Source organism: Ferrovibrio sp. (genome assembly GCF_025869515.1).
Lineage (GTDB): Bacteria > Pseudomonadota > Alphaproteobacteria > Ferrovibrionales > Ferrovibrionaceae > Ferrovibrio.
This window is the reverse complement of sequence record NZ_JAOZVR010000082.1, coordinates 26,279-43,511: the sequence shown is the minus strand read 5'-3', so window position 1 is coordinate 43,511 and position 17,233 is coordinate 26,279. Positions and strand designations below refer to the sequence as shown.

Sequence of the window (17,233 nt, the reverse complement as noted above, 5' to 3'; positions counted from 1 at the left end):
ACAGCCCCGCCGGTGTTTTCAGTTCACGCGGTCGGATTTTAGGGCTCGCACATGGCATCGGCAGCGGAACGCATGGCAGGTAGCCTCAATCTCGGGGCGTTTGCCAAAGCGACCGAATTGAAGAAGCGTATCTGGTTCACGATCGGTGCCCTGATCGTGTACCGGCTTGGCACCTATATTCCGCTGCCTGGCATCGATCCGCAGATCATGGCCGATATCTTCCGCCAGCAGGCTGGCGGCATCCTCGGCATGTTCAACGTGTTTGCCGGCGGCGCGCTGGAGCGCATGACCATCTTCGCGCTCAACATCATGCCGTATATCTCGGCCTCCATTATCGTGCAGCTGCTGACGGCGGTGACGCCGCAGCTCGAAGCGCTGAAGAAGGAAGGCGAGTCCGGCCGCAAGAAGCTCAACCAGTACACCCGCTACGGCACCGTCTTCCTGGCGCTGGTCCAGTCCTACGGCATCGCCGTCGGCCTTGAGGGCATGACCGGCAGCCGCGGTGGGGCCGTGCTCGATCCGGGCATGTTCTTCCGCCTGACCACCGTGGTGACGCTGACCGGCGGCACGCTGTTCCTGATGTGGCTGGGCGAGCAGATCACCCAGCGCGGTGTCGGCCAGGGCATCTCGCTGATCATCTTCGCCGGCATCATCGCCGAATTGCCGCGTGCGCTTGCCGCCACGCTGGAACTCGGCCGCACCGGCGCGCTCAGCACCTTCTTCATCCTGTTCCTGCTGGTGATGATCGTGGCCGTGATCACCTTCATCGTGTTCATGGAACGCGCCCAGCGCCGCATCCTGGTGCAGTATCCCAAGCGACAGCAGGGCGCCCGCATGTTCGGCGGCGAAAGCTCGCATCTGCCGCTGAAGCTGAACACCTCGGGCGTGATTCCGCCGATCTTCGCTTCGTCGCTGCTGCTGATGCCGGCGACCGTGGCGCAGTTCACCGCCAGCTCCGGCGCGCCCGGCTGGGTCACCACCGTCACCACCATGCTCGGCCACGGCCAGCCGCTGTACATGGTGACCTATGTCGCATTGATCGTCTTCTTCTGCTTCTTCTATACCTCGGTCGTGTTCAATCCGAACGAGACGGCGGATAACCTGAAGAAGTACGGCGGCTTCGTGCCGGGCATCCGTCCGGGCCAGCGCACGGCCGAATATTTCGACTACGTGCTGACGCGTCTGACCGTGGTGGGTGCAATCTACATCGCCGGCGTCTGCCTGCTGCCTGAATTCCTGATTTCCCAGTACTCGGTCCCGTTCTACTTCGGCGGCACCTCGCTGCTGATCGTGGTCAGCGTGACCATGGATACCGTTGCCCAGATCCAGTCGCATCTGCTGGCACACCAGTATGAGGGCCTCATCAAGAAGGCCAAACTGAGGGGAGCGCGGAAATAATGAGGCTGATCCTGCTCGGACCGCCGGGTGCCGGCAAGGGCACCCAGGCCCAGCGCCTGACTGCCAAGCATGGCCTGGTCCAGCTTTCGACGGGCGACATGCTGCGCGCCGCCGTCAAGGCCGGCACCGCCATCGGCCTGAAGGCCAAGGCGATCATGGACAGCGGCGCCCTGGTGTCGGACGAGATCGTGGTCGGCATCATCGCCGACCGGATCGACCAGCCGGACTGCCGCAAGGGCTTCATCCTGGACGGCTTCCCGCGCACCACCAAGCAGGCCGAAGCGCTGGACAAGATGCTGGCCGAGCGCAAGCTCAAGCTGGATACCGTGATCGAGATGCAGGTCAACGACTCCGTTCTGGTTGAGCGGATCACCGGCCGATTCACCTGCGCCAAGTGCGGCGCGGGTTACCATGACAAATTCCAGCCGACCCAGAAGCCGGGTGTATGCGACCGTTGCGGGTCGACCGAATTCACCCGCCGGGCGGACGACAAGGCCGAAACCGTGGTGCCGCGTCTGAAGGCCTATCACGAGCAGACGGCGCCACTTCTCCCATATTACGAGGGGCGGGGCATCCTGCGGAAGGTTGACGGGATGGCGGAAATCGATGAAGTGACGCAGCAGATCGAGGAAGTTCTGGCCTCGCTTTGAGCCCACTTAAGTAGTTGACTGAGTGAAGGAAGTTTCTATAATCGCGCCCCTTGGCAACGGGCGCGAGCGAAAATTAAGGCTGCGAATCCCGACGTAAGTCATTGACTGCGTTGGTTTTCTGTATGTCTTAACGGTGCCAAGGTGAACGCTTCGGCCGTGCCGGAGCGGGTGATTCGAGGAGAAAAACGTGGCGCGTATCGCTGGCGTGAACATTCCGACCAACAAGCGGGTCGAGATCGCACTGACCTACATCTACGGCATCGGCCGGGTGAAGGCGAAAGAAATTTGCGAGAAGGTTGGCCTTCCGCGGGAGCGTCGGGTCAATCAGCTGACCGATGCCGAGGTGCTGCAGATCCGTGAAACCATCGATCGCGACTACAAGGTCGAAGGCGACCTGCGTCGTGAAATCGCCATGGACATCAAGCGTCTGATGGATCTGGGCTGCTACCGTGGCCTGCGTCATCGCAAGGGCCTGCCGGTTCGTGGCCAGCGTACCCATACCAACGCCCGTACCCGCAAGGGCAAGGCGGTCGCCATCGCCGGCAAGAAGAAGGCCGCGCGCTAAACCGTTAGCCCCCGTTTTAAGGACTGCAGGACACCCATGGTCAAGGACAAGGCCGCGCGCCCCCGGCGCAAGGAAAAGAAGAACATCACCTCTGCTGTTGCGCATGTGAATGCTTCGTTCAACAACACGATGATCACCATCACCGACGCCCAGGGCAACACCATTGCCTGGTCGTCGGCCGGCAGCCAGGGCTTCAAGGGTTCGCGCAAATCGACCCCGTATGCCGCCCAGGTCGCCGCCGATACCGCCGGCCGTCGCGCCGCCGAGCACGGCGTGCGCACGCTGGAAGTCGAGGTGAAGGGTCCGGGTTCGGGCCGCGAGTCAGCCCTGCGTGCGCTGCAGGCTGTCGGCTTCGTCATCACCAGCATCCGCGACGTCACGCCGATCCCGCATAACGGCTGCCGTCCGCCGAAGCGTCGCCGCATCTAAACGGTCCGCGTCGGATTCAGGTCCGGCGCAGAAAGAATAATGAGGCCGGCCGCCACCCAAATACGTATAGGGGCGGCCGTTGCCGCACCCGAGGTGGTCTAGGCGGAGTGTCCGCACCCGCCGCAACCGAACGAGGTTACAGGTGATCCAGAAGAATTGGACCGATCTGATTAAGCCGAACAAACTGGTTATCGAGCCGGGCGCCGTGCCGGGCCGGACTGCTACCATTGTCGCCGAACCGCTGGAACGCGGCTTTGGTCTTACCCTGGGCAATGCGCTGCGCCGCGTGCTGCTGTCGTCGCTGCAGGGCGCTGCCGTCACCTCCATCAAGATCGATGGCGTGCTGCATGAATTCTCGTCGATCCCCGGCGTGCGTGAAGACGTCACCGACATCGTCCTGAACATCAAGTCGATGGCGCTGAAGATGCACGGCGAAGGCCCGAAGCGCATGCATCTGAATGCGCAGGGTCCGTGCGAAGTCACCGCCAAGATGATCGAGACCGGCCATGACATCGAAGTCATGGATCCGAACCATGTGCTGTGCACGCTCGATGCCGGCGCCAACATCCGCATGGAGCTGACAGTCGAGACCGGCAAGGGCTATGTGCCGGCGTCGGCCAACCGTCCGGAAGATGCGCCGATCGGCCTGATCCCGGTCGATGCGCTATATAGCCCGGTGCGCAAGGTCTCCTACAAGGTCGAGAATACCCGCGAGGGCCAGATTCTCGACTATGACAAGCTGACCGTCCAGCTCGAGACCAACGGCGCGATCAAGCCGGAAGACGCGGTGGCTTATGCCGCCCGTATCCTGCAGGACCAGCTGCAGCTCTTCATCAACTTCGAAGAGCCGAAGGCTGAAAGCCGCGAGAAGATCACCAGCGAGCCGGAATTCAATCCGAACCTGCTGCGTCGCGTCGACGAACTGGAACTCTCGGTGCGTTCGGCCAACTGTCTGAAGAACGACAACATTGTCTATATCGGCGATCTGATCCAGAAGACCGAGGCGGAGATGCTGCGGACCCCGAATTTCGGCCGCAAGTCGCTCAACGAGATCAAGGAAGTTCTGGCGCAGATGGGCCTGCATCTGGGTATGCATGTCCCCAACTGGCCGCCGGAGAATATCGAAGAACTGGCGAAGAAACTGCAGGATCAATACTGATCCTGTCCGCCTAAAGAAGATCGAGGAGAGTCCCTATGCGTCACCGCAATGCCGGCCGCAAACTCAATAAGACCAGCGCTCATCGCCGTGCGATGTTCGGCAACATGGCTGCGTCGCTGATCAAGCACGAGCAGATCACCACCACGCTGCCGAAGGCCAAGGAGCTGAAGCCGCTGATCGACAAGCTGATCACGCTCGGCAAGCGCGGCGATCTGCATGCCCGTCGCCAGGCGCTGTCTTTCCTGCCGGAGAAGGCAGCAGTGGACAAGCTGTTCTCGACGCTGAACACCCGTTACGCCGATCGCAAGGGCGGCTACAGCCGCGTGCTGAAGGCCGGCTTCCGCTATGGCGATGCCGCGCCGATGGCCGTGGTCGAGCTGGTGGATCGCGATCCTGCCGCCAAGGGCCTGGATTCGGGTCCGGTGCAGGAAACGGCCGAGGCCGAAGCAGCAGCCTGATCGGCTGAAGCAACCATCCTTTGAAGCGGCGGTCCGGTTTCCGGACCGCCGTTTTCTTTTTTGCGATCAGGGATCCTGACCGGTGGGGGTGAACACCACGCCGGCCATCAGCATCTCAACCCGGCTGCCGCCCAGTGGCAGGATCAGCGACTGGTGGTCGACATACTGGTCGTTGATCAGGCCGTGACGCCGGATCAGGGCCGGGTTGCCGCTGTCGATCACCTCGATATAGGTCTTGCGCGCCTGGGCCGCGAGTTCAGGCCAGGGATGCTGATCGAGATACTTGCCGGTCATGTCGAAGCCCTGGCGCTGGGCGATGTCGGTGCCGAACAGGCGGTAGCGGAAGCGGAGTGGCATCGGTTCGACATCCACTAGGATGAGGCTGCCGATGATGAAGCGCAGCTCCAGCGGATCGATATCCGCGCGCTCCGGATAGGGGCGGCCGGCACGTTTCTTATCCCAGTACACCTGCAGTTGCTGCAGGGCCGGCTGATCGAGCTTCATTCCGGCAGAATTGCCACCAAGCGGTGAATACTAGGTTAATCAATTCCCGATGCCTGCCGCCCATTGAAAACACTTGGGAAACATCCCTATCTAACCCTCATCATGGCACGTTCATTTCAGACAGTCCTGACACTCGTTTTTACCGCCCTGATGGCGGCGATCCTGCCTGTCATGGCGTCGGCGCAGCCGGCCCAGAGTCAGGCGCAGGGCAGATTGCCGGCCAGCCGCAGCGAGATTCAGCTCAGCTTTGCTCCGCTGGTGCAGCGCGCCGCGCCGGCCGTGGTCAACGTCTATACCCGCCGGGTCGAGAAGGTGGCGCAGCCGGCATCGCCGCTGTTCGACGATCCGTTTTTCCGTCGCTTTTTCGGCGATCAGGCGCCCTTCGGCCCGCCGCGTGAACGGGTCGCGCAGTCGCTCGGCTCGGGTGTGATCGTCGAGGCCGAGGGAGTGATTGTCACCAATAATCATGTGATCGACGGTGCCACCGAAATCGTGGTGGCGCTGAGCGATCGCCGCGAATTCGAGGCCAGGGTGATTGCCGCCGATCCGCGTTCCGATCTGGCCGTGCTGCGCATCGACACGCGCGGCGAGACGCTGCCGTATCTGGAATTCCGCGATTCCGATGAGCTGCAGGTCGGCGACCTGGTGCTGGCGATCGGCAATCCCTTCGGCGTCGGCCAGACCGTGACGCAAGGCATCATTTCCGCGGTCGGCCGCGCGATCTCCGACGATCTCACGGCGCAATCTTTTATCCAGACCGATGCGGCGATCAATCCGGGCAATTCGGGCGGTGCGCTGCTTGGCATGGACGGCAAGCTCGTCGGCATCAACACCGCGATCTTTTCGCGCTCGGGTGGCTCCATCGGCATCGGCTTCGCCATCCCGGCCAACCTGGTTTCCTCAACGGTTGCCAGCGCAATGGCGGGCAAGGGCATCAAGCGGCCCTGGTTCGGTGCCAGCGGTGAAGTGGTGACCAGCGAGATTGCCCAGGGTCTCGGCATGGCCCGGCCCAATGGCGTGCTGGTGGGCGAAGTCTATCGTGGCGGGCCGGCCGACCGTGCCGGTCTGCGCACCGGCGACGTGGTGTTGGCCATCGACGGCCGCGAGGTCAACGATCCACAGGCTCTGCGCTTCCGCATCGCCACCCGCAAGCTGGGGGAAACCGCTGCTGTCGATGTACAGCGGCGCGACCAGCGCGTGACCCTCAGGATCGCATTGCAGGATGCGCCTGAAACGCCGCCGCGCGATCTGACCCAGTTGAGCGGCAACCAGCCGCTGGCCGGTACCACGGTCGGCAACCTGTCGCCGGCCTTTGCCGAGGAACTGGGCGTCGATACGCTGACGCGCGGTGTCATCGTCACCGAGATCGTGGCGGGTTCGCCGGCCAACCGGCTGCGCGTGCGTCCGGGCGACGTGATCGTCAAGATCAACGACCGCGACGTGCCGGATGTGAAAAGCCTGCAAAGCCTGCTGCGTGGCACCAGCCAGTGGACCGTGACGCTGCGGCGGAACAAGCAGCTGCTGTCCTTCACGGTGCGGGGCTGAGCATGGCCAAGCGTGGCATGCCTGATGCGGGCGGCACCGGTGAGAGCCTGTTTGCGGCGGCCGGTATGGATGCCTCTGCAGTCGCGCCGCTGGCGGATCGGCTGCGGCCGCAATCGCTGGCGGATGTGATCGGGCAGGATCATCTGCTGCAGGGCGAGGGGCCGCTCGCCCGCATGGTGCAGGCAAAGAAACTGTCCAGCCTGATCCTCTGGGGACCGCCGGGCACCGGCAAGACGTCGATCGCGCGCCTGCTGGCCGATGCCACCGGACTTGAATTCGCACCGCTTTCCGCCGTGTTCTCCGGCGTGGCCGATCTGCGAAAGGTATTCGAAACGGCGCGCGCACGCCGCGCCACCGGCAAGGCGACGCTGCTGTTCGTGGACGAAATCCATCGCTTCAATCGCGCCCAGCAGGATGGCTTCCTGCCCTATGTGGAAGACGGCACCGTCGTCCTGGTCGGTGCCACCACCGAGAATCCCAGCTTCGCGCTCAACTCGGCGCTGCTGTCGCGCGCCTCCGTTGTGGTGCTGCATCGCCTGGACGATGCAGCACTGGAATCCCTGCTTCTGCGTGCCGAGGCAGTCGAGAACCGCACGTTGCCGCTGACCGCCGAGGCGCGCGCCGCACTGCGCGCCATGGCGGATGGCGACGGGCGCTACCTGCTGAACATGGCCGAACAGATTTACACCCTGCCGGCCGACACCGTGCCGCTCGATCCCGCGCGGCTGGCCGAGACGCTGCAGAAACGCGCGCCGATCTACGACAAGACGCAGGATGAGCATTACAACCTGATCTCGGCGCTGCATAAATCGCTGCGCGGATCCGATGTCGATGCGGCGCTCTACTGGATGGCGCGGATGCTGGCTGGCGGCGAGGATCCGCTCTATATCCTGCGTCGCCTGGTGCGCTTTGCGGCCGAGGATATCGGCATGGCCGATCCCAATGCACTGCTGCAGGCGCTGGCCGCCAAGGACATGTACGATTTTCTCGGCTCGCCCGAAGGCGAACTCGGGCTGGTGCAGGCGGTGATCTATCTCGGCACGGCACCCAAATCGAACGCGGCTTACAAGGCCGAGAGCGGCGCCAGGCGTGCGGCGCGCGAGCATGGTTCGCTGATGCCGCCGATGCATATCCTGAATGCGCCGACCAAGATGATGAAGCAGATGGGCTACAGCGCCGGCTATGCCTATGACCACGACGCTGCCGATGGCTTTTCGGGGCAGAACTATTTCCCCGACGGCATGGATCGGCAGCATTTCTACCGGCCGGTCGAGCGCGGCTTCGAGCGTGAGATCATCAAGCGACTCGACTACTGGCAGAAGCTGCGCGCCAAGCGTCAGGATGATGACGCGTGAACGAAGAAGACCGACCTCGTACCCGCAGCGCGGGCAGCGTTAACCAAGCTATGACGCTGACCCGGGCCTAAATCTGGTGTAAATTGTTTCCATGGCATCGCCCCTCAGCAGAACCTCGGCCAAAACGCCATTGGCCTTATTCATGGAGCGTTTCTCCGTGCTGCAGCGGCTGAGTTTCTTCGGAATCGTTGCACTTCTGCTCCTCGTCGGCGCGGGAGTGTATACCTTTTTCATCAGCATGCCGCGGGAACAGGCTTTCTATACGCCCGGTACCGTGCCCAGCCGCGACGATTGCTTCTACGGCAAGCTGGCGCAGTTCAAGAATGTGACGCGGCAGATCATCTTCCAGGCCGCGCAGGAATGCGAGATCGAAGTACAGTCGCTCGAAGGTCATGAACAGAAGCGACTGGAATGGATCGAACGTCAGGCTGAACGGGCGCGCCAGCGCGTCGCCGAGCCGCAACCGGCTGCCGTGCCGGAAGAACCCAAGGAAAAGGACACCGTGCGCCGCGTCTGGCGCTGACAGGTCGATCCTCCCGCTTTAGAGTGCCCCCCATGTCTCAGGTTACCACCCGTACCGTCAAAGCCGACGAAGCCGAGTTGCGCCTCGATCGCTGGTTCAAGCGTCACTTCCCCTGGCTCGGCCATGCCAAGCTGGAAAAGCTGCTGCGCACCGGCCAGGTCCGCATCGATGGCGGTCGTGCCAAGGCCGCCACCCGGCTGGAAGTCGGTCAGGAAATCCGGATTCCCCCGCTGGGTGATCCGCCCAAGGACGATGAGCCACGGATCTCCAAGCCGGCCAGGGCCAGCCCGGAGCGCATCGCCGAACTGGAAGCCGCCGTGCTGCACAAGGACGATGCCGTCATCGTGCTGAACAAGCCGGCCGGCCTGGCCACCCAGGGCGGCACCGGCCTGACCGAGCATCTCGACGGCCTGCTCGGCTTCCTGAAATTCGGCAATGCCGAACGCCCGCGTCTGGTGCATCGCCTCGACAAGGATACCTCGGGTGTCCTGCTGCTGGCGCGCAGTGCATCGGCGGCGGCCAAGCTGGCCGAAGCCCTGCGCAAGCGCGATGCCCACAAGCTCTACTGGGCTTTGGTGATGGGCGTGCCGATCCAGCGCATGGGCAAGATCGAACTGGCGCTCTCCAAGCTGCCTGGCGCGGCCGGCGAGCGCATGGTGGCCGATGAGGAAGACGGCAAAAATGCCGTGACGCTCTACCGCACCATCGAGACGGCGGGCCGCCGCGCCGCCTGGCTCGGCATGGCGCCGCTGACCGGCCGCACCCATCAGCTGCGCGTGCATGCCGCCGCCATCGGCACGCCGATCGTCGGCGACGGAAAATACGGCGGCGCCGAAGCCTTTCTCACCGGCGGTGTCAGCCGCAAGCTGCATCTGCATGCGCGCGGCATCAGGCTGGCGCATCCCGATGGCGGCAAGCTGGAAATCCGCGCGCCGCTGCCGCCGCATATGGCGGCAACCTGGGATTTCCTCGGCTTCACCCTCGACAAGGATGCCGACGCATGGTTGGAGGAGTAGGCGGGCCGCTGCTGCCTGACGACCTGCGGCAGCGCGCGCATCCGCTGCGCGCGGCATTGGCCGCGGAGGTGCATGCCCGCCCGCCGCTGCCGCTGGCGGCGCCCGCCCGCGTGCTGCATCTCGCGCTGCTGCTCAAGCCGGACGATGCCGCCGCCGAACATGCCCATCTGGTGACGCTGTGCCGGAGCTGCGATGCCGACGAGCCGCCGTCCGGCAGCAAGCATGTCGCCGTAGAACTCTCCGGCGCCGGTCATCTGATCTGGGAGCGGCGCACCGAATTCTCCACCTATACGCTGTATCTGCCACGCGCGGTCGCCACGCCGCTGGATCGGCCATCGCACGAACTGCCGCTGCCGGCCGGCTGGCTCGACACCCTGCCGGGCCGGCTGATGGTGGCTGCCGATGTCACCGTGCTGGGGGCCGGCGAGGCCATGCCCACGACGGTGCAGCTCGAAACCATCTTCGATGGCCCCGCCATGGTCGCGAGCCAGGTGGCCAGCGGACGCGCCACGGTGTGGACCGACTTCCATCTCGGTGCCGACGATGCCGTGCGCTTTGTCGTCCATGGCGGCGACCTGACCGATGCCCAGCGCGGCCGCCTCGTCATGCGGCTGCTGGATATCGAGACCTATCGCATGATGGCCCTGCTGGCGCTGCCGCTGGCCCAGCAGGTGGCGCCGCGCATCACCGCGCTGGAGCAGGGGCTGGCAAAGCTGTCCGGCCGCATGGTCGATGTCGAGCATGAAAGCGAACAGAGCCTGCTCCTGGAGCTGGCCGGGCTGGCTGCCGAGGTCGAGACCCTGGCGGTGGAAACGCCGTATCGCTTCGGCGCCGGGCGGGCCTATCACGCGCTGGTCGAACGCCGCATCGCCGAGCTGCGCGAAACGCGGATCGAGGGCCTGCCGACCATCGGCGAATTCATGGAGCGGCGCCTGTCGCCCGCCATGCGCACCTGCACCACCATGGCCGAGCGCATCGAAGGGCTGTCCCGGCGTGCCACCCGCATGGCCAACCTGCTGCGGACCCGCGTCGATGTCGCGCTGGAGCGGCAGAATGTCGGGCTGCTCGATACGATGAACCAGCGGTCGCGGCTGCAGCTGCGCCTGCAGGAAACCGTTGAGGGCCTGTCGGTCGCCGCCATCACCTATTACGTCGTCGGCCTGGTCGGCTATGCCGCCCAGGCGCTGCATGCCGTCGGGCTTCCGGTCGACAAGGAAATCGCCATCGGCGTGGCGATCCCGGTGGTCGCCGCGCTGGTCTGGTGGGGTCTGCGTCGCTTCCGCCGTTCGCTGCAGAAGGAAGGCCTGCACTAAGCCGCGCTGCGCAGCAGCCGCTTGATGCCATCCGACAGATAGTCCGCCACCACGCGCACCCGCGGCGTGTTGCGCAGGTCGCGGTGCAGCACCAGCCACAATTCGCGCGTCACCGGTGACTTGCCCGGATCGGGCACCAGCTCCGGATACTGGCGGCCGATATACTCCGGCAGCAGCACGGCGCAGGCGCCGGCGCGGGCGGCGGCCACCAGCGGCAGCATGCTGTTGCTGCGGATCGCCTGCGTGAGTCCGGATTTTTTCAGCCACAGCGATTCCGGCAGTTCGGCCAGGCTTTCATCGAAGGCGGCGACGGCGCTGCGGTCCACGGCGGCCGGATTGCGGAACAGCCGATAGGGCACGGCACCGAGCCGGCTGGCAAACAGCTCGCCGGTCTTCGGCCGGGCCCAGCGGATCGCGATATCGGCCTCGCGCCGCGCCAGGCTCAGCGAGCGGTGTTCGACCGCGATCTCGATCTGCAATCCCGGCCAGCGCTGCCGCAGGCCGGCCAGTTGCGGCGCGATGGTGTGGCTGGCCACGCCCTCGGTGCAGGTGATCCGCACGGTGCCGGAAACCTGCTCGCCGCGGCGGACATCGCCCAGGCGGCCGAGCCGCAGCAGCGGCGCCTCGATCTGTTCGGCGGCGGCGAGCACGGGTGCCGCGGCCGCGGTCAGGCGGTAACCGCGCGCGCGGCGCTCGAACAGCGTCAGGCCCAGGCTGGCCTCCAGCGCGGCGATGCGCCGGGATACCGTTGCGTGATTGACGTTCAGAAAACGGGCGGTGGCCGACAGGCTGCCATGACGGGCCAGCGCCAGCACGTAGCGCAGGTCGTTCCAGTCCAGATCGTCTGTGCGTTTTTGCAGAGCCATCGCGCGATCTTATGGAATATGCACAGAGGGCGCCAGCGGCTATTTCTGGCAGCGGTAACCGTCATCATGGAGTTATGTCATGTCGCGTCCGAAGACCCTGCTGGAAATGGCCGGCGCCGCCGGTATCCCGGTGCTGTGGGAGAAGTCGACCCTGCTGCTGGTCGATCACCAGAACGAATACCTGGCCGATGGCGGCCTGCCGCTCACCGGTATCGACGCTGCCGTGGCCGAGATCGGCAGGCTGCTCGCTGCTGCCCGTGCCAGCGGCGCGCCGGTCGTGCATGTGCGCCACCATGGCCGGCCGGGCGGTGCCCTGTTCAATCCGGAAAGCCCGAAAGCGGAGTTCATCGCCGGGGTGCAGCCGCGCGAGACGGAGCGCATCGTCACCAAGACGCTGCCCAACAGTTTCGCAAAAACCGATCTGGATGCAGTGCTGAAGGAACTGGGCCGCAGCGAACTGATCATCGCCGGCTTCCAGACCCATATGTGCATCAGTGCCACGGCGCGCAGCGCCATCGACCATGGCTATCGCGGCGTGGTGGTCGCCTCGGCCTGTGCCGACCGCGACCTGCCCGATCCGACCGGCACCGGCACGATTGGCGCGGCGGAGATGCACCGCATCACGCTGGCGGCGCTGAACGACCGGTTTGCACTGGTGGTGCCGAACGCTGCCGCTATCGCGTAAGAGTCTACCGTGTCGGGGGCAGCGGCGTAGCATTGACGCCGCTGCGCGGCGCGGCATCCATCGCGGGCACCGGCGCAACGCCGCCGGTGGTCGCCGATGGCCGCGTCCGCGTGCGGCGGTCGATCGGCAGGGTTTCCCACATGCGGTCGGCTTCGGCCACATTCAGCTTCTGATCGCCCGGCCGGCAGGCGCGGCTGCGATACAGCACGCTGCGGCCGGGAAAGAAGCACCAGGAGGCTTCGGCCAGCTGCGCGCGCTGCAGCAGCTCGGCTTCCTCGCTGTTGATCCAGCGGCTGCCCTTCGGGCAGCTCGGCGCCTCGAAGACATGACCCGCGCTGTCGTTATAGCAGAGCGCGAAAATGCCTTCGCCGACCCGGGCCTCGTTGCTGGGATAGGGCGTGACGGCTGCGCCGCCTGGCCCTGACGGCGGCACATTCGACTGCGGCACCGCGCCCAGCGTGCCCGCCGGTCGTGCCGGCAGCGGCGCAATCTCGGGCGCACCGCGGCCGGTGACAGGGGCGCGTTGCGTCGAGGCCTGGAATTGCTGCATGGCCTGATCGGTGCCGATCGCGGCATAACCCGGGGCACAGCGTCCGGTCTGGCTGGTATAGAGCAGACCGGTTTCGGCGCTGAAGCAGGGCGTGCCGACACTGCTGCTGGTGCTCTCGACCGGTCGGCCGCGGGTTTCGCCGCCCAGTCCGCGATACAGGCTGCGGTTCAGGTCGCGCATGCTGTCGCAGGCCGACAGGCTGGCGGCAATAATGATCAGCGCGAGAATGCCGCCGCGCCGCATCGCTGTTTCAGCCGCGGCCGCGATAGGAGGCCACGCCTTGCTCGGGCAGCCACAGGCCGGCCGGCGGCTTGCCGGTCTGGTAGAACACGTCGATCGGCATGCCGCCGCGCGGATACCAGTAGCCGCCGATGCGCAGCCAGCGCGGCCGCATCGCCGCCACCAGGCGCTGGGCGATGCTCACGGTGCAGTCTTCGTGGAAGGCGCCGTGGTTGCGGAAGCTGTTGAGGAACAGCTTGAGCGATTTCGATTCGATAATCTGCCGGTTTGGCACATAGTCGATCACCAGATGGGCGAAGTCCGGCTGGCCGGTCATCGGGCAGAGACTGGTGAATTCCGGCTGGGTGAAGCGGATCAGATAGGTGACGCCCGGTTGCGGATTGGGCACGGTTTCCAGCATGGCCTGGTCCGGGCTTAGCGGCTGGGCAGCGGCATGGCCGAGCTGGGCGAGCGCCTTGGGTGAGGCGGCGTGCCGGGTCAATCCGGATTTGGCGGGAGCGGGGGTCTTCTTCGGCGTTTTCATGGTGTCCTATCTGCCACAACAATACCTTGTTTGCATCCCTGCGCTGCCACGATCCGGCATCAGTGTAAGTTCCGTACCGGCCCGGAGGCATCCGCCCAAGACACCCGGACGGGCGCTCCGGCCGGTACTTTTGCCCCAAGGAGGCATGCAATGACCACGCGTTTCAAAACTCTCGCCACCGCCGTCACCTTTGCCAGCGTGCTGAGCCTGGGTTCTGTCAGCGGCGCCTTCGCCCAGGCGACTCCCGCGACGCCCGCCACCCCGGCCCAGCCCGGCGTAACTGCGCCGGCAACCCCGGCCACGCCGGCCAGTCCCGCGGTCGGCCAGACCAGGAAGACCGAACACAACAAGGCTGACGAGCTTAAGGCGGATGCCAAAAAAGCTGAAAAGAAGGCCGATGCGAAAAAGGCCGAGGTGAAGAAGGACCAGGCCAGGCAGGATCAGGCCAAGAAGGACCAGAAGGCACGCGACGCAAAGAAGGCTGCCAACTGACGGACGGAAGCCGGTTCGGCACAGGACGAGGCCCTCGCTGCATGGCGGGGGCCTTTTTCATTGGTTTTCCAGAATATTTCAAAAAGCGGGCAGGCGGTTGAGGCCGGGCGCCAGCCATGCGATTCTGGTGGGTATGATCCGCTCCGTTTCTGTCTCGGGCCCCGGTTTCGAGCCGCCCCGCTTGGTGATTTTCGACTGCGACGGCACCCTCGTCGACAGCCAGCACCATATTGTCAGCGCCATGCACAGCGCCTTTGCAGCCAATGGCCTCGGCCTGCCCGAAGCTGATAGCGTCCGCCGCACCGTCGGCCTGCCGCTTGAGGTCGCCATCGAACGCCTGCTGCTGCCGCTGGGCGCCGGCACGCTGGGTGCCGTGGTCGAAGCCTACAAGGTGGCGGCGCTGGCCCAGCGCCTCGAACCCGACCACGAAGAACCGTTGTTCCCCGGTCTGGTGCCGGTGCTGGACCGGCTGGAAGCCGACGGTTTCCTGCTTGGCGTTGCCACCGGCAAGGCGCGGCGCGGGCTGAATTTCACGCTGAACACCCATGGGCTGGCAGACCGCTTCGTCACGCTGCAGACCTGCGATGTTGTCGCTGTCGGCAAGCCGGCGCCCGACATGGTGCTGCAGGCCATGGCCGAGACCGGCGCCGTGCCGGCCTCGACAATCGTGGTCGGCGATACCACTTACGACATGGAGATGGCCCGGAATGCCGGTGTGGCCGCCATTGGCGTGGCCTGGGGCTACCATGACGAAGACATCCTGCTCAGAACCGGAGCAGCAAGGATAATCAAAAGCTTTGGGGAACTTCCTGATCTGGTCATTGAGCTGATGGCCAGATCCTCGTCGGCAGCCTGAAGGAGGTACCGCATGCGTATTCTGAAATGGGCGCTGGTCGTTCTGGTGCTGCTGGTGGCGGCTGCCGTGGTGGCGGTACTGACGGTCGATGTGAACCGCTTCAAGCCGCAGATCGTCGCGGCCGTGGAGGAGGCCACCGGGCGCAAGCTCGACATTGCCGAGGACATGAAGCTCAGCCTCTGGCCGCTCGGCATCGGGGTGAAGCGGGTCAGCTTCGCCAATGCTGCCTGGGGCAGCCGGCCGCAGATGGCCACGATCGGCGAATTCACCGCCCAGGTGGATCTGATGGCCCTGATCCGCAGTCAGGTGAAGATCGACAGCCTGGTGCTGAATGATGTCGACCTGCTGCTGGAGAAGGATCGCCAGGGACGGGCCAACTGGGATTTCGCCGGCCAGAAACCGGCCCCGCAACAGCAGCCTCAAAGCCAGTCTTCGGCGCCGGCGACGCAATCCGGCGGCGGCAACATTCCCGCCATCGAGAATGTCTCGATGAAGAATGTGAAACTCGTCTACCGCGACGCCCAGACCAATGCTCATAACGATGTCACGCTGACCGAACTGTCGGTGAAGCAGGGCAGCGGCGGGCTGCTCGCCACCAGGCTGGTGGCCACCGTGGATGGCAATGCCATCACGGCCGATGGCACGCTGGGCAGCCTGGATGAACTGATGGCGCCGAGCCGGCCCTGGCCGATCAAGATGACGGTTACGCTGCCTGATGCCAAGGCCAGCGTGGAGGGCAGTGTTGCCCAGCCGATGCAGGCCAGGGGCCTGACGCTGAAGCTGACCGCCGAGGCGGCCGACCTGTCCAAGCTGGCCGCACTGGCGGGCGCTGCCGCGCCGGCCGTGCCGCTCAGCCTGCAAGCCGACGTGAAGGATCTGGGGCCGCAACGCTACGCACTCGCCAATATCGTGGCCAAGATTGCCGACAGCGATCTGTCCGGCAGCGGCGAGATCAATCTGGCCGGCGCGAAGCCGGCGGTGAAATTCGACCTCGCCTCGAAATCGATGGACGTCACCAGGCTGATGCCGAAAGACAGCGGCGCCAAGCCGGCGTCCGGATCGTCCGGTGGCGACGCGGCCGGCAAGCCGGCCGGCGGCGCCCAGTCCTCCGATGGCCGGCTGTTCAGCAAAGATCCGCTGCCGCTCGATGGCCTGAATGCCGTGGATGCCGTGCTCGCTTACAAGGCAGAGCAGTTCAGGGCGCCGATGCTGGATGCGCAGGGCGTGGTGCTGAACCTGACGCTGAAGGATGGCGTGCTGAATCTGAAGCCGGCAATCGCGAACCTGTCCAATGGCAGCCTGAACGGCGACGTCACGCTGAACGGCAAGGCCAAGTCCATCTCCGCCAGGCTCGATGGCAAGGGCGTGGTGCTGAGCGAGTATCTGCAGAAGAATGGCATCAGCGATATCGTGCGTCGCGGCGGGCCCACCGATCTGGCGCTGGATGTCACCAGCAGCGCAGTCTCCGTGCGCCAGATGATGGCGGGCCTGAATGGCAAGCTGGTGCTGAAGGTGGGCGAGGGCGAGCTGAAGGAGGAATACATCCGTCAGTTCCTGCCCGGCCTTGCCCGCGCGGTTTCGGCGCTGGATCGCGCCACGGCAAAGACCAAGCTGCATTGCGTGGTCAGCGGTCTCGATTTCAAGAACGGCGTCGTGATGCCGAAAGCGATCCTGGCCGAGACCGGCAGCATGACCATGACCGGCGACGGCACGGCCAATCTGGGCACCGAACAGCTCGACCTGCGACTGGTGCCATCCTCGCGCGATACCGGGCTGGCGGCGGCGTTGCCGCCGGTGAAGGTCCGCGGCAGCTTCACCGATCCGAGCTTCACGCCGGATACCGCGGCGCTGGCCAAAGGCATCCTGGGCACGGCCGCAGGCGTTGCCGCGCTCGGTCCGCTGGCGCTGCTGTCGCCGGCCATGGGCTCGGGCGGCGACGATGCCGCCACGGCCTGCGCCAAGGCGGTGGCGCTGGCCGAAGGCAGGCCGGTGCCGCAATCGGCACAGCCGGCCGCCGGCGGGACGCAGGCCCAGCCGCAGGAGCAGAAGCCGCTCGACAACCTGCGCAAGGGGCTGGGCAACTTGCTGGGGCGCTGAGCGGTCGCT

At 65.3% G+C, this 17,233-nt stretch carries 19 protein-coding genes; 15 read left to right on the top strand and 4 right to left on the bottom strand.

Translation table 11 applies throughout. The annotated features are described in order from the left end of the window. The first annotated feature begins 51 nt into the window (after positions 1-51). The 6 genes from secY to rplQ all read left to right on the top strand — a co-directional run bounded on the left by secY (position 52) and on the right by rplQ (position 4,659). A complete protein-coding gene (secY, locus tag OJJ21_RS13125) occupies positions 52-1,398 on the top strand; it encodes a preprotein translocase subunit SecY (protein ID WP_297686947.1) in 1,347 nt (448 codons plus the stop codon). Next, complete coding sequence (locus OJJ21_RS13120) at positions 1,398-2,048, top strand: adenylate kinase (protein ID WP_297686945.1); 651 nt, start codon at positions 1,398-1,400, stop codon at positions 2,046-2,048. The genes secY and OJJ21_RS13120 overlap by 1 nt, the downstream gene beginning before the upstream one ends. A gap of 187 nt (positions 2,049-2,235) precedes the next feature. After that, on the top strand, positions 2,236-2,613 hold the full coding sequence (gene rpsM / locus OJJ21_RS13115) for a 30S ribosomal protein S13 (RefSeq protein ID WP_297686943.1): 378 nt from the start codon (positions 2,236-2,238) through the stop codon (positions 2,611-2,613). 36 nt (positions 2,614-2,649) lie between these two features. Further along, positions 2,650-3,042, top strand: coding sequence for a 30S ribosomal protein S11 (gene rpsK / locus OJJ21_RS13110; RefSeq protein WP_144257922.1), 393 nt, complete (start codon positions 2,650-2,652; stop codon positions 3,040-3,042). Between the two features lie 142 nt (positions 3,043-3,184). Further along, positions 3,185-4,201, top strand: a complete 1,017-nt coding sequence (locus tag OJJ21_RS13105) for a DNA-directed RNA polymerase subunit alpha (RefSeq protein ID WP_297686940.1) — start codon at positions 3,185-3,187, stop codon at positions 4,199-4,201. Positions 4,202-4,236: 35 nt separating this feature from the next. Next, entirely contained in the window at positions 4,237-4,659 is a 423-nt protein-coding gene (gene rplQ / locus OJJ21_RS13100) for a 50S ribosomal protein L17 (RefSeq protein WP_297686938.1), read from the top strand. Between the two features lie 66 nt (positions 4,660-4,725). Here the strand turns inward: rplQ and OJJ21_RS13095 are convergent, their stop codons facing one another. Beyond that, positions 4,726-5,163, bottom strand: coding sequence for a PAS domain-containing protein (locus OJJ21_RS13095; protein WP_297686936.1), 438 nt, complete (start codon positions 5,161-5,163; stop codon positions 4,726-4,728). Between the two features lie 102 nt (positions 5,164-5,265). On the opposite strand from OJJ21_RS13095, the gene OJJ21_RS13090 reads away from it, so the two are divergent. From OJJ21_RS13090 to OJJ21_RS13070, 5 genes are all read left to right on the top strand, one after another. Beyond that, positions 5,266-6,708, top strand: coding sequence for a Do family serine endopeptidase (locus OJJ21_RS13090; protein WP_297686934.1), 1,443 nt, complete (start codon positions 5,266-5,268; stop codon positions 6,706-6,708). 65 nt (positions 6,709-6,773) lie between these two features. After that, positions 6,774-8,063: a replication-associated recombination protein A gene (locus tag OJJ21_RS13085; protein WP_297687005.1), complete on the top strand. Its 1,290-nt coding sequence runs from the start codon at positions 6,774-6,776 to the stop codon at positions 8,061-8,063. Between the two features lie 142 nt (positions 8,064-8,205). Then, positions 8,206-8,586 (top strand): hypothetical protein, encoded by a 381-nt coding sequence (locus OJJ21_RS13080; RefSeq protein ID WP_297686932.1) that lies wholly within the window; start codon positions 8,206-8,208, stop codon positions 8,584-8,586. A 32-nt stretch (positions 8,587-8,618) separates the two neighbouring features. Then, positions 8,619-9,602, top strand: coding sequence for an RluA family pseudouridine synthase (locus tag OJJ21_RS13075; protein WP_297686930.1), 984 nt, complete (start codon positions 8,619-8,621; stop codon positions 9,600-9,602). Further along, positions 9,587-10,915 (top strand): DUF3422 domain-containing protein, encoded by a 1,329-nt coding sequence (locus tag OJJ21_RS13070; protein WP_297686928.1) that lies wholly within the window; start codon positions 9,587-9,589, stop codon positions 10,913-10,915. The genes OJJ21_RS13075 and OJJ21_RS13070 overlap by 16 nt, the downstream gene beginning before the upstream one ends. On the opposite strand, the gene OJJ21_RS13065 is transcribed toward OJJ21_RS13070, so the two are convergent. Then, a complete protein-coding gene (locus OJJ21_RS13065) occupies positions 10,912-11,781 on the bottom strand; it encodes a LysR family transcriptional regulator (protein WP_297686926.1) in 870 nt (289 codons plus the stop codon). The genes OJJ21_RS13070 and OJJ21_RS13065 overlap by 4 nt on opposite strands. Before the next feature lie 79 nt (positions 11,782-11,860). Between OJJ21_RS13065 and OJJ21_RS13060 the strand changes: the two genes are divergently transcribed. Beyond that, positions 11,861-12,466: a cysteine hydrolase family protein gene (locus tag OJJ21_RS13060; protein WP_297686925.1), complete on the top strand. Its 606-nt coding sequence runs from the start codon at positions 11,861-11,863 to the stop codon at positions 12,464-12,466. Positions 12,467-12,470: 4 nt separating this feature from the next. On the opposite strand, the gene OJJ21_RS13055 is transcribed toward OJJ21_RS13060, so the two are convergent. Together OJJ21_RS13055 and queF are read right to left on the bottom strand one after the other, a co-directional pair. Further along, a complete protein-coding gene (locus OJJ21_RS13055; protein WP_297686923.1) occupies positions 12,471-13,259 on the bottom strand; it encodes a hypothetical protein in 789 nt (262 codons plus the stop codon). Positions 13,260-13,266: 7 nt separating this feature from the next. After that, the gene (gene queF, locus OJJ21_RS13050) at positions 13,267-13,779 is read right to left on the bottom strand and encodes a preQ(1) synthase (RefSeq protein WP_297686921.1); all 513 of its coding nucleotides are present in this window, start codon (positions 13,777-13,779) and stop codon (positions 13,267-13,269) included. A 150-nt stretch (positions 13,780-13,929) separates the two neighbouring features. Between queF and OJJ21_RS13045 the strand changes: the two genes are divergently transcribed. From OJJ21_RS13045 to OJJ21_RS13035, 3 genes are all read left to right on the top strand, one after another. After that, complete coding sequence (locus OJJ21_RS13045; protein WP_297686919.1) at positions 13,930-14,271, top strand: hypothetical protein; 342 nt, start codon at positions 13,930-13,932, stop codon at positions 14,269-14,271. A gap of 133 nt (positions 14,272-14,404) precedes the next feature. Then, positions 14,405-15,127, top strand: coding sequence for an HAD-IA family hydrolase (locus tag OJJ21_RS13040; RefSeq protein ID WP_297686917.1), 723 nt, complete (start codon positions 14,405-14,407; stop codon positions 15,125-15,127). 12 nt (positions 15,128-15,139) lie between these two features. Further along, positions 15,140-17,224, top strand: coding sequence for an AsmA family protein (locus tag OJJ21_RS13035; protein ID WP_297686915.1), 2,085 nt, complete (start codon positions 15,140-15,142; stop codon positions 17,222-17,224). The last annotated feature ends 9 nt before the right edge of the window (positions 17,225-17,233 follow it).

What these genes read in the sequence shown, in the direction of transcription:
- secY (WP_297686947.1), top strand. Translation starts at nt 52, where the DNA reads ATGGCATCGGCAGCGGAACGCATGGCAGGTAGCCTCAATCTCGGGGCG.
- OJJ21_RS13120 (WP_297686945.1), top strand. Translation starts at nt 1,398, where the DNA reads ATGAGGCTGATCCTGCTCGGACCGCCGGGTGCCGGCAAGGGCACCCAG.
- rpsK (WP_144257922.1), top strand. Translation starts at nt 2,650, where the DNA reads ATGGTCAAGGACAAGGCCGCGCGCCCCCGGCGCAAGGAAAAGAAGAAC.
- rplQ (WP_297686938.1), top strand. Translation starts at nt 4,237, where the DNA reads ATGCGTCACCGCAATGCCGGCCGCAAACTCAATAAGACCAGCGCTCAT.
- OJJ21_RS13095 (WP_297686936.1), bottom strand. Translation starts at nt 5,163, where the DNA reads ATGAAGCTCGATCAGCCGGCCCTGCAGCAACTGCAGGTGTACTGGGAT.
- OJJ21_RS13090 (WP_297686934.1), top strand. Translation starts at nt 5,266, where the DNA reads ATGGCACGTTCATTTCAGACAGTCCTGACACTCGTTTTTACCGCCCTG.
- OJJ21_RS13085 (WP_297687005.1), top strand. Translation starts at nt 6,774, where the DNA reads ATGGATGCCTCTGCAGTCGCGCCGCTGGCGGATCGGCTGCGGCCGCAA.
- OJJ21_RS13080 (WP_297686932.1), top strand. Translation starts at nt 8,206, where the DNA reads ATGGAGCGTTTCTCCGTGCTGCAGCGGCTGAGTTTCTTCGGAATCGTT.
- OJJ21_RS13075 (WP_297686930.1), top strand. Translation starts at nt 8,619, where the DNA reads ATGTCTCAGGTTACCACCCGTACCGTCAAAGCCGACGAAGCCGAGTTG.
- OJJ21_RS13070 (WP_297686928.1), top strand. Translation starts at nt 9,587, where the DNA reads ATGGTTGGAGGAGTAGGCGGGCCGCTGCTGCCTGACGACCTGCGGCAG.
- OJJ21_RS13065 (WP_297686926.1), bottom strand. Translation starts at nt 11,781, where the DNA reads ATGGCTCTGCAAAAACGCACAGACGATCTGGACTGGAACGACCTGCGC.
- OJJ21_RS13060 (WP_297686925.1), top strand. Translation starts at nt 11,861, where the DNA reads ATGTCGCGTCCGAAGACCCTGCTGGAAATGGCCGGCGCCGCCGGTATC.
- OJJ21_RS13055 (WP_297686923.1), bottom strand. Translation starts at nt 13,259, where the DNA reads ATGCGGCGCGGCGGCATTCTCGCGCTGATCATTATTGCCGCCAGCCTG.
- queF (WP_297686921.1), bottom strand. Translation starts at nt 13,779, where the DNA reads ATGAAAACGCCGAAGAAGACCCCCGCTCCCGCCAAATCCGGATTGACC.
- OJJ21_RS13045 (WP_297686919.1), top strand. Translation starts at nt 13,930, where the DNA reads ATGACCACGCGTTTCAAAACTCTCGCCACCGCCGTCACCTTTGCCAGC.
- OJJ21_RS13040 (WP_297686917.1), top strand. Translation starts at nt 14,405, where the DNA reads ATGATCCGCTCCGTTTCTGTCTCGGGCCCCGGTTTCGAGCCGCCCCGC.
- OJJ21_RS13035 (WP_297686915.1), top strand. Translation starts at nt 15,140, where the DNA reads ATGCGTATTCTGAAATGGGCGCTGGTCGTTCTGGTGCTGCTGGTGGCG.